Origin of the sequence: Arthrobacter sp. efr-133-R2A-63, from assembly GCF_030209795.1 — a bacterium.
Taxonomy (GTDB): Bacteria; Actinomycetota; Actinomycetes; order Actinomycetales; family Micrococcaceae; genus Arthrobacter; species Arthrobacter bambusae_A.
Genome location: NZ_JARVRG010000023.1, coordinates 56614 through 72134, shown reverse-complemented (window position 1 = coordinate 72134; position 15521 = coordinate 56614). Strand labels below are relative to the sequence as shown.

The following is a 15521-nucleotide window of genomic DNA, read 5'->3' as shown; positions in this document are numbered from 1 at the left end:
TTCTGGCACGGCGGAGGTGCCGCTCCTGCGCCCGCAGGCCGCCGCGAGGAACATGTCCGGCCTAGGATGCTGGCATGAGCCATTCAACGACGAATACCTCCGATGTCCTTGCCCTCGATTCCCTCTTGGCCCCTGAGGAACTGGAGATTCGTGAGAAGGTACGCGATTTTACCGACCAGCGGATCCGCCCGAACATCGGCCGGTGGTACGAGGAGGCATTGTTCCCGCGGGAACTGCCGGCGGAACTCGGCGAGCTCGGAGTCCTTGGCATGCATCTGGAGGGCTACGGCTGCCCGGGCCGCTCCGCCGTCGAATACGGACTCGCAGCCATGGAACTCGAGGCCGGCGATTCCGGCATCCGCACCTTCGTGTCCGTCCAAGGCTCCCTGGCCATGACGGCGATCCACCGCTGGGGCAGCGAAGCGCAAAAGGAACAATGGCTCCCGCGCATGGCTGCCGGCGAACTGATCGGCTGCTTTGCCTTGACGGAGCCGACGGCGGGTTCGGACCCGTCGTCCATGGCCAGCTTTGCGCGCCGCGACGGGACGGGAGACGACGCCGGCTGGGTGCTGAATGGTTCGAAGCGCTGGATCGGGATGGCCTCGATCGCCGACGTCACGGTGGTGTGGGCAAACACCGACGACGGCATCCGCGGCTTCCTGGTTCCGGCCGGCGCTCAGGGAGTCACCGTGGCTCCCATCGACGGGAAGCTCTCCATGCGGGCCTCGATCCAGTGCGATGTGGTGTTCGACGCCGTCCGGCTGGGTCCCGAGGCCCTCCTCCCGGGTGCGCTGGGCCTCCGCGGCCCGTTCTCCTGCCTTAACGAGGCGCGGTACGGCATTGCCTGGGGTGCCATGGGCGCGGCCCGCGACTCCTACGAGGCCGCGCTCGAGTATGCCGGAAGCCGCATGCAATTCGGCAAGCCCTTGGCCAGCTACCAGTTGACCCAGGAGAAGCTCGTGAACATGGTCCTGGAGATCCAGAAGGGCACCATTCTCGCGCTGCATCTCGGACGGCTCAAGGACGCTGGCAAACTGCGACCGGAACAGATCTCGGTGGGCAAGCTCAACAATGTGCGCGAGGCAATCAAGATCGCCCGCGACGCCCGCACCATCCTGGGCGGCAACGGCATTACGCTGGACTACCCGCCGCTGCGCCATGCCAACAACCTGGAATCGGTGCGCACCTATGAAGGCACGGACGAGGTCCACACGCTCATCCTCGGCCAGCACATCACGGGCATCCCGGCTTTCCGCTGACTTCACTGGCGCAGGCCAAGCGCCGGTCCCGCGCCCGACCTAGCCGACCGGGCCTAGGCTCCGACCGGGACCGGTTCCTTCCTGGCCGCGTCTTTACGCATGGTGGCGCTGATGACGGCTGCCACGGTGCACATCGCGGCAGCACCGATCCATGCATAGGTGTAGTGGCCCGTGGCGTCCCGGATGTAACCCGCGAGGAACGCTGCAGCCGCGGCTCCAAGCTGGTGCGCGGCGAAGACCCAGCCGAACACCACTGATCCGTCCGCCCCGAACACCCTGCGGCAGATGGCCGCCGTCGGAGGCACCGTGGCCACCCAGTCCAGGCCGTACACCACGACAAACAGGATCATGCTCGGCTGCACGGTGGAGCTCAGGAGCACGGGCAGCACCAGCAGCCCGACCCCGCGGAACTGGTAGTACACGGCAAGGAGCACCTTGGGGTTGAAGCGGTCCGTCAACCAACCGGAAGCGATGGTGCCCACGATGTCGAAGATCCCGACGACGGCCAACAAGCCGGCCGCGGTGGTTTCCGGCATGCCGTGGTCGTGCGCCGAGGGAATGAAGTGGGTGCCGATCAGGCCGTTCGTGGTAGCACCGCAGATGGCGAAACCGGCAACGAGTGCCCAGAACGTGCGCACTTTGCTGGCGCGCTTGAGGACCTGCAGTGCGCGCACGGCGGCGTTGGGCGTCTTGGCGCCTTCAGCGTTGGCGACTTCCGCGACCGGGCCGGCTTCCGCCGTCGTCGGCTCCTCGGATTCCGCACCGTAAGGTTGGACCCCGACGTCGGCGGGTGAGTTCTTGAGCCAGCGCAACACGAGCGGCACTACCGCGAGCGCTCCGGCGGCGATCAACAGCGAGGCGCCGCGCCAGCCCGGGCTCTGCGCGAGCATCGCGATGAAGGGCAGGAACACAAGCTGCCCGGCGGCGCTGCCCGCCGTCAGGATGCCGATCACGAGTCCACGGTTCTTGGAGAACCACGTGTTGGCGATGGTGGCCGCGAAAACCAGGGCCATGGAACCGGTGCCGAGCCCGATCAGCACACCCCAGGTCAGCAGGATCTGCCAGGACTGGCTGACGAACACCGTCAGCGCGGAGCCGAGGCCGATCAGGCAGAGGGCAATCGAGGTGACAGTGCGGATGCCGAAGCGTTCCATGAGCGCGGCAGCGAAGGGCGCGGTGAGGCCGAACAACAGCAGGTTGATGCTGACCGCGAGCGACAGGACGGTTGTTGACCAGCCGAATTCCTGCTGCAGCGGCACCATGAGCACGCCGGGTGCCGCCCGGAAACCGGCCGCGCCTACGAGTGCCAGGAACGCGACGGCGGCGACCATCCAGGCGGGGTGGAGTCGACGCTTCCGCGGAGTCTTGCCAGCGGAAAGTTTGGTGGGATTGGGTGCGGTCATGCGGAGGGCTCCGATTCGTCCAGGAGGTCACGTCTGGCGGGGGCAGTGGCCAAGGTCACGGGGTGTTCCGATCGCGTGAGGCTATGCCAGCTGGTGTTGGCCGCGGTCAGGCGGGAACCGCAGTGGGAGCAGGTATCAGCCGACGCCGTCGGCAGTCCGCAACCGGTGTGGATCACGCGCATGTGGGCGTTGTCCGCAGGCGCATCGAGATGTTTCTCGGACCAGAGAATGATGGCGTTCAAGACGGGCAAGGCATCTTCCCCTTTGGCCGTGAGGACGTATTCCTGGCGGGTGCGGGCGCCATCCTGGTAGGGCCGTTGGGCGAGCAGGCCCGACTCAAGCAGCCAAGCCAGCCTTTTGCTGAGGACGTTGTCTGCGATGTGGAGGCGGGTTTTGATGGCATCGAACCGGCCGTTGCCGAAGAAGACCTCCCGCAGCACCAGGCTTCCCCAAGGATCGCCGAGGATATCGAGGCCGCGCGCCAGGCTGCACGTCCGCTCGGACCAATCGGATCGTAAGGGCATGGTCTGAGATTAGCTGGCTTTCCTAAAGAAAGCTAGGTTTTGACGGGGCGGCTCTCCCCTTGCGACCAGGTTTGAAAGAGGATCGGCCAGGACATGCCGTGGTGATGGCGTGTCCCGGCCGGATCGACAATCAAAGAAGGTCAGAAGTGGAGGAGCATTCAGTCCGCGATGTTGCCGATCGCCTGCTCAAGGTCCGCGATCAGGTCCTCGACGTCCTCGATCCCGCAGGAAAGCCGGATCAGGTTGACCGGAACGGCCAGCTCGGTGCCCTTGACCGAAGCGTGCGTCATCTCCGAGGGGTAGTTCATGAGGGACTCGATGCCGCCCAGGGACTCGGCCAGCGTGAACACCTGGGTGGACTCCGCCACTTTGCGGGCCGCAGCTTCGCCGCCCTTGAACTGCACGGAAATCATGCCGCCGAACTTCTTCATCTGCTTGGCCGCGAGTTCGTGGCCCGGGTGGGAAGGCAGTCCCGGATACAGCACGGCTTCGACCTCGGGGCGCTCCAGCAGCCATTCGGCCACCGCCTGGGCGTTCTCGCTGTGGCGGTCCATGCGCACGCCGAGCGTCTTGAGACCACGGGTGGTCAGGAACGCATCCATGGGTCCGGACACGGCGCCGACGGCGAACTGCACAAAGCCGATCTTCGCGGCCAGCTCGGCGTCCTTCACCACGATCGCTCCGCCCACGACGTCCGAGTGGCCGCCGATGTACTTGGTGGTCGAGTGGACCACGACGTCGGCGCCCAGGGCGAGCGGGGTCTGCAAGTAGGGCGACGCGAAGGTGTTGTCGACGACAAGGAGGGCACCGGCGTCGTGCGCTACTTTGGCGAGCGCTTCGATATCGGTGACCTTCATCATCGGGTTGGAAGGAGTCTCCACCCAGACGATGCGGGTTTTGTTCGCCGCGACGGCCGCCGCCACGGCATCAAGGTTGGACATGTCCACTGGCGTGTTGCCGATGCCCCACTCACCGAGCACGCGGTTGATGAGCCGGTAGGTGCCACCGTATGCGTCGTTGCCGAGGACGATGTGGTCGCCGGGCCGGGCAACGGCACGGATCAGGGAGTCCTCCGCGGCGAGGCCCGAACTGAAGCTGTAGGCGTGGGTGCCGCCCTCGAGCGCGGCGAGCTGCTCCTGCAGCGCATCGCGCGTGGGGTTGCCGCCGCGGCCGTATTCGTAGCCGTCGCGCAAACCGCCTATGCCGTCCTGGGCATATGTCGAGCTGAAGTGCAGCGGCGGAACCACGGCGCCGGTGCGCGGCTCGAAGGCCTGGCCGGCGTGGACGGCACGCGTGTTGAATCCTGCTTCGTTTGCAGACATGTGAACTCCTAGTGTCAGTTGCTCAGGTAGGCGAGAAGGTCGTGGCGGGTCAGGATGCCCACGGGAGCCCCGACGAACGTCACCATGACGGTGTCGACGTCGGACAGCAGCTCGCGCGCGGCGGAGATGGTTTCCAGGAAGCCGATGACCGGCAAGCGCTCCCCCATGTGCTCGGAGATCTTGTCGGTCAATTTCGCCTCGCCGCGAAACAGCTTGGAGGTCAGCGTGCGCTCATCGACGGCGCCGAGCACCTCGCCCATGACCACCGGCGGTTCCTGCGAGAGGACCGGGATGTGCGAGACCCCGAATTCGTTCATGATGTTGATGACATCGCGGACGGTCTCGTTGGGATGGATGTGGACGAGGTCCGGCATCTCGCCCGTCTTGGACTTCAGGACCTCGCCCACCGAGGCTTCCTCGCCGCCGGAGAGGAAACCATAGGAGCGCATCCACTTGTCGTTGAAGATCTTCGCCAGGTAGCCGCGCCCGGAGTCCGGCAGGATCACGACGACGACGGCTTCTTCGCCAAGGTCTTTGGCCACCTGCAGGGCGGCAACCACTGCCATGCCCGAGGAGCCGCCCACCAGGAGGCCTTCCTCGCGGGCCAGGCGCCGGGTCATCTCGAAGGAGTCCGCGTCGCTGACGGCAATGACATCGTCCGGCACGGTCTTGTCGTAGTTGGCCGGCCACATGTCCTCGCCGACGCCCTCCACGAAGTAGGGGCGCCCCGTGCCGCCCGAGTAGACCGAGCCTGCCGGGTCTGCGCCGATGACCTTGACGCGGCCGCCGTCGGACTCCGGCCGGTTGGCGGATACATCCTTGAGGTACCTGCCTGTGCCGGTGATGGTGCCGCCCGTTCCCGCGCCGATCACGACGTGCGTGATCTTCCCATCGGTATCGCGCCAGATTTCGGGCCCGGTGGTTTCGTAGTGGCTGCCGGGAGCAGCGGGGTTGGAGAACTGGTCCGGCTTGTACGCTCCGGGGATCTCGGACACGAGCCGGTCGGAGACGCTGTAGTAGCTCTGCGGGCTGTCCGGGGCCACGGAGGTGGGAGTCACCACAACTTCGGCGCCATACGCCTGGAGCACGGCACGCTTGTCCTCGCCCACCTTGTCCGGGACGACGAAGATGCACCTGTAACCCTTTTGCTGCGCCACCAGGGCAAGTCCGACACCCGTGTTGCCCGAGGTCGGTTCCACGATGGTTCCGCCCGGCTTGAGCTTTCCGTCCCGCTCGGCTTCCTCGATCATCTTCACCGCGATGCGGTCCTTGATCGAGCCTCCGGGGTTCACATATTCGAGCTTCACCAGGATGGTGGCTTTGATGTCCCCGGTCACGTGGTTGAGCTTAATGAGCGGTGTATTGCCAATGAGGTCCAGGACGGACTGGGCGTACTTCATAGGTACCAAGTTACCGCTTGGTCGGGACTGCTCCGGTGCAGCCGAGGCTCAGACCTGTGCCGGGCCGCGTGCGCTTCGGTTCGGCCGGGGACGGCCACGCGGGTCAAGCTAGCGGGACACCCTCACTCAGCCGGTGCAGAGCCTCCTGCCGAAGGATCGGTCTGCCAGAGGCCGAGGATGTTGCCTTCGGTGTCCTTGAAGTACGCGTAGTAGCCCATGCCCGGAACAGCGTCCTTGCCCTTGACCACGGATCCGCCCGCACTCTCGATCTGGCCGAGCGAAGCCTCGATGTCTTCGACGTCAACCGTGATGATGGGCGTCTTCAGTTCTTCCGAGCGCGGGAACAGAGCACCATTGATGGCCCCGGGCGCGCTCGGCATGCCTGTCTGCGGGTCTGAAGGCGTGGTGATGGCGATCGTGTAGTCCATTTCCTGCATGGGGTTGAGCATCCAGCCGAAGGCACCTTGGTAGAAAGTGTTGGCCCGCTCCTTGTCGTCCGCGGGGATTTCAAAATGCACTACACCGGCCATTGCGTTCTCCTGAGATTGTCCTGGAAGGCGCAGACGCCCCGCGCCACACGTGGAGTCTAGTCGTGTGGGTTTCGCGGCGTAAGGGGCCTCTCGGACTGCTTGTTTCGGAACATGTCCGGTGTTGTCCGACGAGCATGCGACCATGAATGAATGACCATCGTCGATGTCCCACCGGCCGCAGCGGCTACGGCCGACGCGTCAGTGCGATGGCACCCCGGCGGCCCCTTCGACCTTCTGCAGACCGTGGGAATCCTCATGCGCGGCAACGGTGATCCGTCCTTCGCTGCACGGCAGGACGGCGTGTGGATGGCCTTCACGACGCCGGCCGGCCCGGCCACGCTGCGCCTCACGGCCGCGGGAACCGGCCAAGACACGTCTGTCGATGCGCAGGCCTGGGGCCCCGGCGCGGGTTCCGCCATTGCCTCCGTACCAGCGCTGTTGGGGAGCCGGGACGACTGGTCCGGCTTTGACGACGCCTCCTTCCATGCGACCCTTCCGCGGATGGTCAGGGAAGCCCGACGCCGGAACCTCGCCGTCCGACTGCCCACCACCGGCCGCGTGGTGGACTCCCTTGTGCCCACGATTCTTGAGCAGAAGGTCACCACCATCGAAGCCCGCCGGGGCTACCGCTACCTCATGTACAGGTACGGCACCGCAGCGCCAAGCGCGGGCCGCCTCCCGACGTCGGGCATGCCATCGGGCCTCCTCGTGGCGCCGACCGCCGCCCAATGGCTGGCCATCCCTTCATGGGAGTGGCACAAAGCCGGAGTGGGTCCCCAGCGCTCGGGGACTGTCATGCGGGCGCTGCGATCCGCCGTCGCGCTTGAACGGCTCGCCTCACTCAGCGCGGCGGAAGCCGGGGCCAAGATGCAGACCATCCCGGGAATCGGCATCTGGACGGCCGCGGAGGTTGTCCAGCGGACCCATGGCTGCCCGGACTCGATCGCGGTGGGCGACTACCATTTGGCCTCGTACGTCGGTTACGCGCTCACGGGCAGGAAAACGGACGACGCTGGCATGATCGCCCTCCTGGAACCGTGGCGCGGGCACCGGCAGCGGGTGGTCCGGATGCTCGGGCTCAGCGGCTTCCGCAAGCCGACGTTCGGACCGCGGATGACCATCCAGGACCATCGGGGACACTAAAGCCTGGCAACGCGGGGTCACTTACGGCCCATGTTGCTGCCCGGCACGGGCCGTAAGTGACCCCGCGTTGGGGGTTTCGCCCGCTTGATCCGGACAATGAGGCCGGCGAACCCTTCGGCCAGGTCATCGGCGTTGGCCTTGAAGTAGGACCAGCCGGCGCTGGTGTAAGCCTCGTCCCTCCGGTTGTCCCTTGTCTGCCGTTCCCGCGTAAGGTGCGGGGCACCGTCATACTGGACGGCGATCCGGAATCGCCGGTACCCCAGGTCCGCGGAAGGCGACCACGGATCATCCGGATCGAGGCAGAGCTGCAATTCCGGTTCAGGCAATCGTGCATCCGCCATGGCCAGCCGCAGGAATGTCTCCGGAAACGAGTCCGCTCCGACGCGCATGTCGTCGAGGGCAAGCCGGGCCTTCTCGACGCCTTTCATATTCGGATGCTGCCGGATCAGGAGGCGCAACCCTTCCTTGTCCGCGTAGGGCTCCGTCCGTCCTTCCAGGCCCGGCCGGGGCATGCGGATCAACTGGTCGCCCATGGCAATCACGTACCGCAGCGGCAACTGATGCGCCAGGTCAAGCCACGTCCGGGATGGAGAGGACACAGGAATTCCGTCAATTTCCGTGACTTCGCCCGGGAGGACGCGCACCCGATGCCCAGTCACTCCCGTCCGGCGGACCCGGGGAAGCGCATGGGGTTTGCTGAGGTGGATCGTCCCGCCGTCGCCAAGCCACGGAGGAAGGCCGAGCCGGGTCAATATCGCGGCGCTCTCATGGGACACCCAGGCGCCCGGAGTTGCCGCGGCAAGGACGCGTGCCCTTTCGGCAAACTCAAACTCACGACCCGCGGGCAAGTAGATCAGGCGGCCGCCGTCGGACACGTCCCTGGCCCGCAGCCGCTTCGGAGCGACGCCAAGGCCGCGCGATTCATAGACCGTGAAAGGACGGCTGCTGAGTTCGTTCGGCAGCGGAATGATGCGGACCATGGGATCCAGTTTGGCCGCAATTTGACCCCTGCAAGCAGTTATCCACAGGCAGACTTCCAACCACGCCAACGCGGGGTCACTTACGGCCCATGTTGCTGCCCGGCATGGGCCGTAAGTGACCCCGCGTTGGAGTTAGAGTCCCAGGCGGGCGATCGCTTCTTCGCGCATGTCGATCTTGCGCACCTTGCCGGATACCGTCATGGGGAAGCTCTCCCTGATGTCCACGTAGCGCGGGATCTTGAAGTGGGCCAGCCTGCCGCGGCAGAACTCCTGCACCCCGTCCAGGTCCAAAGTTGCTCCCGGTTTGAGGATGATGCAGGCCATCAGTTCTTCGCCGTATTTGGAGTCGGGAACCCCAATGACCTGGACGTCCTGGATGGCCGGATGCCGGTACAGGAACTCCTCGATCTCGCGGGGATAGACGTTCTCGCCGCCCCGGATGACCATGTCCTTCATGCGGCCTTCGATCACGATGAACCCGTCCGGGTCCATCCGGGCGAGATCGCCGGTGTGCATCCAGCCGTCCTCGTCGATGGCTTCGGCTGTCTTCTCCGGCTGGCCCCAATACCCGTCCATCACTGCGTAGCCCCGTGTGCACAACTCGCCGATGCCCCCGCGTTCCAGGGTTTCGCCGGTGCCCGGATCCACGATCTTGGACTCGAGCCGGGGCATCGTGCGGCCCACAGTCGTGGTGCGCTGTTCCAGGGTGTCCGCCGCGAGGGTCATGGTGGATACCGGCGAAGTCTCGGTCATGCCGTAGCAAATGGCCACGTCCCGCATGTTCATCTCCGCGATGACACGCTCCATGACTTCGATAGGGCACAGTGAGCCGGCCATGACCCCTGTGCGCAGCGTGGAGAGGTCGTACGAGGCGAAGTCCGGCAAAGCCAACTCGGCGATGAACATGGTGGGCACGCCGTACAGCGAGGTGCCGCCAAAATCCTGAACCGCTTCCAGGGCGGCACCCGGGGTGAATCCGCGCCCGGGAATAATGGTGGCAGCTCCGAAGCTCAGCGCGTTCAGGTTCCCGATGACCATGCCGAAACAGTGGTAGAACGGCACCGGAAGGACCACGCGGTCGCGTTCGGTGTATCCCAGGAGCCTGCCGATCTGGTTGCCGTTGTTGAGGATGTTGTGGTGTGTCAGCGTGGCACCCTTGGGGAATCCTGTAGTTCCCGAGGTGTATTGCAGGTTGATGGGATCGTGCGGATCCAGTTCCGCCATGCGCGCCTTGAGCGCCGAGGGCCCGACGTCGTCCGCCCGCTTGAGCAGCTCGGCGAACGTCAGCTCGGCGTCGCTTTGCGGTTCGCCTGCGTTGAGCATGTCCAGTCCAAGATCGGGAAGGAACACAAGCTCCCGAAGCTCAGGGCAGCTAGCCAAGGCCTCCCGGGCCATGCCCACATAGTCGCTGTTCTTGTCCGAAGGCGCGGCCACCAGCATCCGCATGCCGTTCTGTCGGACCACGAATTCGAGTTCGTGGCTCCGGTATGCCGGGTTGACGTTGACCAAGATCGCGCCGGCCTTCGCCGTGGCGTATTGCAGGATGGTCCATTCGGCGCAGTTCGGGCTCCAGATGCCTACCCTGTCACCCTTCGCGACGCCCATCGCGAGCAGCGCACGCGCGAGCCGGTCGACGTCGTCGTTCAGTTTTTCGTAACTCCAGCGCCGAGCCTCATCGCCGGGCACCACGGCGGCTTCGATGAGCGCGTCCCGCAACGGAAACCGCGCCGCGACGCGTTCAAAGTTTGCGCCGATGGTCTCTTCAAGCAGCGGGACGTCAGTGTCCCCGGCTGTGTAGGAAAGCATGAACGCACGCTACCAACTCCGCGGGGCCAAGAGAAGACTTTTGCTTGGAAGTCCTACAAAATATTTCAGGGCCTCGCCGGACCAGCCGGTAAGGTGAATCCCATGAGTGCACCCATTGACCTGCAGGCCACGTTCATTCCCAACGACGGCGAATTCTTCCGCGTCAAGCTCGCGCTGGAAATCGCGATCGACGAAGTAGTGAACGAACCCGGCTGCATCCGTTACGAGCTCACCGAAGCCACCGAGGACAAGCTCGTCCTGACCGAGCAGTGGGCCTCCGAGGAGCACCTCGACGTCCACTCCAAGGGCATCGCGGTCCAGGACCTCAACGAATCCCTCAGCGCGCTGCTCGCGGAGCCGGTGAAGCTCGAGCGCCTCTAGGAGTTTTCCGCGCGCTGCTTCGCGATGTGCGCGTGGACCTCATCCATGTCGAGCCCCTTGACGGCCTCGATGACCTGCTCCAGCTGGGGTCCGTTCAGTGCGCCCGGCTGGGAGAACACGAGGACCTTTTCGCGGAAGGCCATGAGCGTGGGGATCGAGGAGATACCTGCTTCGGCAGCGAGCTGCTGCTCGGCCTCGGTGTCCACCTTGGCGAAGAACACATCGTCATGCTTCTCGGAAGCGGCCTGGTACGTGGGCGCAAACTGCCTGCAAGGGCCGCACCACGCAGCCCAGAAATCCACCAAGACAATGTCATTGCCCTCGATGGTCGATGCGAACTGCTCGCCGGTGATGTCAACTGTAGCCATGCTTCCACGGTACGCGACCACGCCTTCGAAGTCGCCCTTGTTCGCTACCCGGCAAACCGGGAATAAAGCACGACGGCGGCCGGGCGGTTTGGCGCCGCCCGGTACCTTCGGTTAGTGCCAGAAGTGGGGGGCGGCTTTGCGCGCGCCGGGGAGCGCATTATTCTCGCGCCACTCGTGGAGCCATTCCGGAAGCTCGAGGTCCGAGGGAGGCTCGCCAAACTCGGCCAGGATCTCCTCCTGGCTCACGGGCCGCCCCTTCGCGACAAGCCGGGTGGCAATGTGCGCACGGGCGTAGATCTCGCCGTCGACCACCATGCGTTGTTCAAAGTAGATCGCCTTGGAATCGAGCCCGATGATCTTGGACTCGATGGTGTACTGCTGCCAAAGCTGCAACGACTTCCGGAACGCAATGGTCTCCCCCGCGGCCACGGGACTCCAGCGGCGGCGTCGCATCTTTTGCCAGATCCCCGCCCGCACCATGAGGTCGAAGCGTCCAAGATCCATCAGCGAAAAATACATGCCGTTGTTCACATGCATCGCAATGTCGATGTCCGTGGGTAGCACGCGCATAGGCAACGAGGACGTGCCCCAAACGCTGAGCCGGCTCCGCCTGGACGAGGTGAACAAGATCAAGAGGGTTCGGAGAAGCAAATGCATAATCGCCATGTTACTCCTCGGTAACATTTCGGGCGCCTTCGTTTTGTGTGTCGCTCCATGGCATGTCGTTTACCGCCGGTTCACATGCCCCGGGAAGAATGTCCGAAAACAATTTGCAGAAAGCACCAAGGAGATCCCGTGAGCACCACCCCGACGATCACGGCACACGCACACGTGTGGCCGGAACTTCCCCTCCACCAGGAGCTGGTGTTGCAGAACACCCGCGGCAACAGGATCGTGGGCACCTTGGACGGCATGACCGATGATCGCAGCACGCTCTGGATCCAGCTCTCCGGAGGCCTGGGCCGGCAACTCGTTCATCACCAGGACGGATACTGGCTGGAGCCGGGCAGCGCTAGCTAACCCGGACTTCCGTCGTCGACACGCAAAATTCCTGTCGACGCAGGAATCCGAGTGTCGAGAGCCCATCCGCGCCGCGCAGGAAATTTTCCGCGTCGAACGGGGCGCTCAAAGCGCCACGGACAAACAAAAAAATCCCCGGAACCATATGGTTCCGGGGATTTCATTTTGTGGCAGATGAGGGATTCGAACCCCCGTAGGCGTTGCCAGCTGATTTACAGTCAGCCCCCTTTGGCCGCTCGGGTAATCTGCCGAACTTCAAAAGAAGTCACTCCCGATCATCGTTTCGTTTCCGATCCGGTAAGCGCGAGCAAGACAACCTTACAGAACTTCTGCCGAAGAATCGAATCGAGGCCTCGAAGCCTCAAGGCAGGCAAAAATCTCAGGCGTCACCAAGTATCCGCCCGGCCAGCTTGGCCTCGAAGCTGGCCGCCTGCTCCAGCGTGATCTGGTTGAGCTGCACGGCCCGCAACAGGTCCGCGTGAATGCCGTCCATCCGAGATGCCGCGTCCGGGACCGGGCTCAAGACCACGGAGGCCGCAAGCGCTGCGGCTGCAACCGCGCTTGCGGCGGTGGCGGCAGCGGCCCCGATTGAACCGGCGGCGGCAGCGGCTGACTTGGTGACGTAGCGGACGGCTTGGTTGCTCATGGTGCTCCCTTTCAGGATGGGCTCTTCAAACTGATACAACTCTGTCGGGGCAGTCTCAGTTCCGGCCATACGTGTGCTGTGAGCGAACTGTGAACGTTCGGCACACGCCGGGCGCTTCCGTACTAGGCTGGATGGCAGACAAAACCGCCCGTTTCCGGGCCACCCCCAACGATCACAAGGAGAATCATGGCAGGCGAATCCACATTCGACGTCGTCAGCAAGGTAGACAAGCAGGAAGTCGCCAACGCGCTCCACCAGTCCCAGAAGGAAATCGCGCAGCGGTACGACTTCAAGGGCGTCGGCGCGGAGATCGACTTCAGCGGCGAGAAGATCCTCATGAAGGCCAACTCCGAGGACCGCATCCTTGCCGTCCTGGACGTCTTCCAGTCCAAGCTCATCAAGCGCGGCATCTCCCTGAAGTCCCTCGACCAGGGCGAGCCGTACCCCTCCGGCAAGGAATTCCGCCTGGAATGCTCCATCAAGGAGGGCATTGCGCAGGACATCGCGAAGAAGATCAACAAGATCATCCGCGACGAGGCCCCGAAGTCCGTCAAGTCCCAGATCCAGGGCGACGAACTCCGCGTCACCTCTAAGTCCCGCGATGACCTGCAGGAAACCATGAACATCCTGAAGAAGTTCGAAGAGGCCGATCTCCAGTTCGTGAACTTCCGCAGCTAGGAGTTCGCCGCGGCCCAGGCCGTTATCCGGAAGTACGACGACGGCGCGTTGCCCCCTGAGCGGGCGACGCGCCGTCGTCGTTAATGCGGCAGTCGTTGATGGAGCGGTGCGTCACACCAGACAACTTTTTGGGGTCGGGACTAGCGATAACTTCGCGATTCCGAGGGCGCGCAGCGGGCTCGACTGGCGCAGTCGATGGCCCCTACGATGCGCCGCCGGAAGACACCGGGGAAGCGCTCGATCTCGCGGCGGCCAAGCTGACCTTGACGTTCGGCTTTGGCCCGGGCCTCTTCGAAAAGGACGGCAAGCCGCGCTTCGGCCTTGAGGGCCGCAGGCCCGATGCCCTGATTGACCTGCCGCACTTCCCCGGCGACGCCTTGCAGCCAGAACGCACCGGCGGCGACATTGTGGTCCAGGCGTGCGCCGACGATACGCAGGTCGCCGTGCACGCGACCCGGAACCTCGCACGCATCGGCTTCGGCAGGGTGCGCGTCCGCTGGTCCCAGCTGGGCTTCGGCCGGACCTCCTCCACGTCGAGGGCCCAGACGACCGCGCGCAACCTCTTCGGATTCAAGGACGGCACGGCAAACCTGACGTCGGAAGACACGGCACTCCTCAACGAGCACGTCTGGGCCACCGCCGGAAACCGCCAGGGTGAAGCGTGGATGAGAGGAATTCACGTCTCCTGACTTTGGAATCAAGGGCCGCGACGGCGCGCCGCTGGTTCCCATCGACTCCCACGTCCGCCTCGCCCACGCGGACCAGAACAACGGCGTGAAGATGCTTTGCCGCGGTTACAACTACATCGACGGTTCGGACGGGCTCGGCCACCTCGACGCGGGCCTGTTCTTCGTCGCCTTCGTCAAGGACCAGCGGACGCACTACGTGCCCATGCAGATGGCCATGGCGAAAAGCGACAAACTGGCCCTGGAGTACCTCAAGCACACGGGATCGGGCATTTTCGCGGTACCCCCGGGCATTAAGGCGGGCGGCTTCATTGGTGAGGGCTTGTTCGCATGAAGCCGACCGTCGTCGGACGCGGCACCGGTGGGGTAACTTACGGGACCGCCGGCTAGGAGAGCGGGCGTCCAGCCATCCGCTCAAGCCGCTCGATGCGCTCACGCATGGGCGGGTGGGTGGCGAACAGCTTGGTCATGGCGCCGCCGCGGAACGGGTTGGCGATCATGAGGTGCGAAGTGTTCACGAGTCGCTGATCCTGTGGCAGCGGCACTTGCTTCACGCCGGCTTCGATCCTGCGCAGGGCTGAGGCGAGCGCCAGCGGATCGCCGGTGAGCTCCGCACCGTCGTGGTCGGCGTCGTACTCCCTGGTGCGGGAAATGGCGAGCTGGATCAGCGAGGCGGCAAACGGGGCCAAGAGGGCCATGGCGATCATGGCAAACGGGTTGGCGTTCCGCCGGTCCCCGCCGCCGAAGAACAGCAGCATCTGGCCCACCGAAGTAATGACGCCGGCGACGGCGGCCGCGATGGACGAGGTGAGGATGTCGCGGTTGTAGACGTGCATGAGTTCATGCCCGAGGACGCCACGGAGTTCGCGGGCGTCGAGCAAGTTCAGGATGCCCGCGGTGCAGCACACGGCGGCGTTCTTCGGATTGCGTCCCGTGGCAAAGGCGTTGGGGGCCATGGTCGGAGAAATGTAGATCCGCGGCATGGGCTGGTTCGCCCGCACGGAGAGTTCCCGGACGATCTGGTACAGCTGCGGAGCCTGCGCTTCCGACACCGGGTAGGCGGCCATGGAGCGGATGGCGATCTTGTCGCTGTTCCAATATCCGTAGGCCGTTGTCGCGACGCCGATCAGAGCCATGATCCAGATGGGCCCAGCACTGCGGGTGCTCGCGGCGATCAGGGCGCCAAGTCCCAGCAGCACTGCCCAGAGCACACCGAAAAGCGCTGCGGTCTTCAGTCCATTGTGATGATTGTGCACTTCACTACTTTCTTGCAGTCGGCCCGGTGTTGGTTCTGTTCCGATTAACGCCGACGGCGGCCCGGACGTTCCGCCCAACTGACTCGCATTTAATGTCGTTCTGGGCCGCCATAACGACA

General features: G+C 64.6%; 16 protein-coding genes, 1 tRNA gene and 1 pseudogene. 6 read left to right on the top strand and 12 right to left on the bottom strand.

Annotated features, from left to right (window positions below):
* Nucleotides 1–74: 74 nt before the first annotated feature.
* Nucleotides 75–1259, top strand: coding sequence for an acyl-CoA dehydrogenase family protein (locus tag QRN45_RS12525; RefSeq protein ID WP_284763566.1), 1185 nt, complete (start codon nt 75–77; stop codon nt 1257–1259).
* Between the two features lie 53 nt (nt 1260–1312).
* Here the strand turns inward: QRN45_RS12525 and QRN45_RS12520 are convergent, their stop codons facing one another.
* From QRN45_RS12520 to QRN45_RS12500, 5 genes are all read right to left on the bottom strand, one after another.
* The gene (locus QRN45_RS12520; RefSeq protein WP_284763565.1) at nt 1313–2662 is read right to left on the bottom strand and encodes an MFS transporter; all 1350 of its coding nucleotides are present in this window, start codon (nt 2660–2662) and stop codon (nt 1313–1315) included.
* A complete protein-coding gene (locus QRN45_RS12515; RefSeq protein ID WP_284763564.1) occupies nt 2659–3186 on the bottom strand; it encodes a winged helix-turn-helix transcriptional regulator in 528 nt (175 codons plus the stop codon). The genes QRN45_RS12520 and QRN45_RS12515 overlap by 4 nt, the downstream gene beginning before the upstream one ends.
* A 158-nt stretch (nt 3187–3344) precedes the next feature.
* Entirely contained in the window at nt 3345–4508 is a 1164-nt protein-coding gene (locus QRN45_RS12510) for a cystathionine gamma-synthase (RefSeq protein WP_078108023.1), read from the bottom strand.
* Between the two features lie 14 nt (nt 4509–4522).
* Nucleotides 4523–5908, bottom strand: a complete 1386-nt coding sequence (locus QRN45_RS12505) for a cystathionine beta-synthase (protein ID WP_236812368.1) — start codon at nt 5906–5908, stop codon at nt 4523–4525.
* A 122-nt stretch (nt 5909–6030) separates the two neighbouring features.
* Nucleotides 6031–6438, bottom strand: coding sequence for a VOC family protein (locus QRN45_RS12500; RefSeq protein WP_241707047.1), 408 nt, complete (start codon nt 6436–6438; stop codon nt 6031–6033).
* 150 nt (nt 6439–6588) lie between these two features.
* Here QRN45_RS12500 and QRN45_RS12495 point away from each other — a divergent pair, with 150 nt between their 5' ends.
* Nucleotides 6589–7581, top strand: coding sequence for a DNA-3-methyladenine glycosylase family protein (locus QRN45_RS12495; protein ID WP_284763563.1), 993 nt, complete (start codon nt 6589–6591; stop codon nt 7579–7581).
* 17 nt (nt 7582–7598) lie between these two features.
* Here the strand turns inward: QRN45_RS12495 and QRN45_RS12490 are convergent, their stop codons facing one another.
* Together QRN45_RS12490 and QRN45_RS12485 are read right to left on the bottom strand one after the other, a co-directional pair.
* The gene (locus QRN45_RS12490) at nt 7599–8561 is read right to left on the bottom strand and encodes a putative endonuclease domain-containing protein (protein WP_284763562.1); all 963 of its coding nucleotides are present in this window, start codon (nt 8559–8561) and stop codon (nt 7599–7601) included.
* Between the two features lie 132 nt (nt 8562–8693).
* Nucleotides 8694–10367, bottom strand: a complete 1674-nt coding sequence (locus tag QRN45_RS12485; RefSeq protein ID WP_284763561.1) for an AMP-binding protein — start codon at nt 10365–10367, stop codon at nt 8694–8696.
* Nucleotides 10368–10469: 102 nt separating this feature from the next.
* On the opposite strand from QRN45_RS12485, the gene QRN45_RS12480 reads away from it, so the two are divergent.
* On the top strand, nt 10470–10748 hold the full coding sequence (locus QRN45_RS12480; RefSeq protein WP_284763560.1) for a putative quinol monooxygenase: 279 nt from the start codon (nt 10470–10472) through the stop codon (nt 10746–10748).
* Here the strand turns inward: QRN45_RS12480 and QRN45_RS12475 are convergent.
* On the bottom strand, nt 10745–11116 hold the full coding sequence (locus QRN45_RS12475; RefSeq protein WP_059387274.1) for a thioredoxin family protein: 372 nt from the start codon (nt 11114–11116) through the stop codon (nt 10745–10747). The genes QRN45_RS12480 and QRN45_RS12475 overlap by 4 nt on opposite strands.
* A 111-nt stretch (nt 11117–11227) precedes the next feature.
* Nucleotides 11228–11773: an acyl-CoA thioesterase gene (locus tag QRN45_RS12470; protein WP_284763580.1), complete on the bottom strand. Its 546-nt coding sequence runs from the start codon at nt 11771–11773 to the stop codon at nt 11228–11230.
* Nucleotides 11774–11911: 138 nt separating this feature from the next.
* Between QRN45_RS12470 and QRN45_RS12465 the strand changes: the two genes are divergently transcribed.
* On the top strand, nt 11912–12136 hold the full coding sequence (locus tag QRN45_RS12465) for a hypothetical protein (protein WP_284763559.1): 225 nt from the start codon (nt 11912–11914) through the stop codon (nt 12134–12136).
* 168 nt (nt 12137–12304) lie between these two features.
* On the opposite strand, the gene QRN45_RS12460 is transcribed toward QRN45_RS12465, so the two are convergent.
* Nucleotides 12305–12386 (bottom strand) — tRNA-Tyr (locus QRN45_RS12460).
* Nucleotides 12387–12515: 129 nt separating this feature from the next.
* Nucleotides 12516–12782 (bottom strand): hypothetical protein, encoded by a 267-nt coding sequence (locus tag QRN45_RS12455; RefSeq protein WP_078108081.1) that lies wholly within the window; start codon nt 12780–12782, stop codon nt 12516–12518.
* Between the two features lie 186 nt (nt 12783–12968).
* Here QRN45_RS12455 and QRN45_RS12450 point away from each other — a divergent pair, with 186 nt between their 5' ends.
* Complete coding sequence (locus QRN45_RS12450; protein ID WP_059387254.1) at nt 12969–13460, top strand: YajQ family cyclic di-GMP-binding protein; 492 nt, start codon at nt 12969–12971, stop codon at nt 13458–13460.
* 164 nt (nt 13461–13624) lie between these two features.
* A pseudogene (locus QRN45_RS12445) lies at nt 13625–14480 on the top strand (Dyp-type peroxidase); the annotation flags it as partial.
* Between the two features lie 52 nt (nt 14481–14532).
* Here the strand turns inward: QRN45_RS12445 and htpX are convergent.
* Entirely contained in the window at nt 14533–15402 is an 870-nt protein-coding gene (gene htpX, locus QRN45_RS12440) for a zinc metalloprotease HtpX (protein ID WP_284763558.1), read from the bottom strand.
* Nucleotides 15403–15521: the final 119 nt, after the last annotated feature.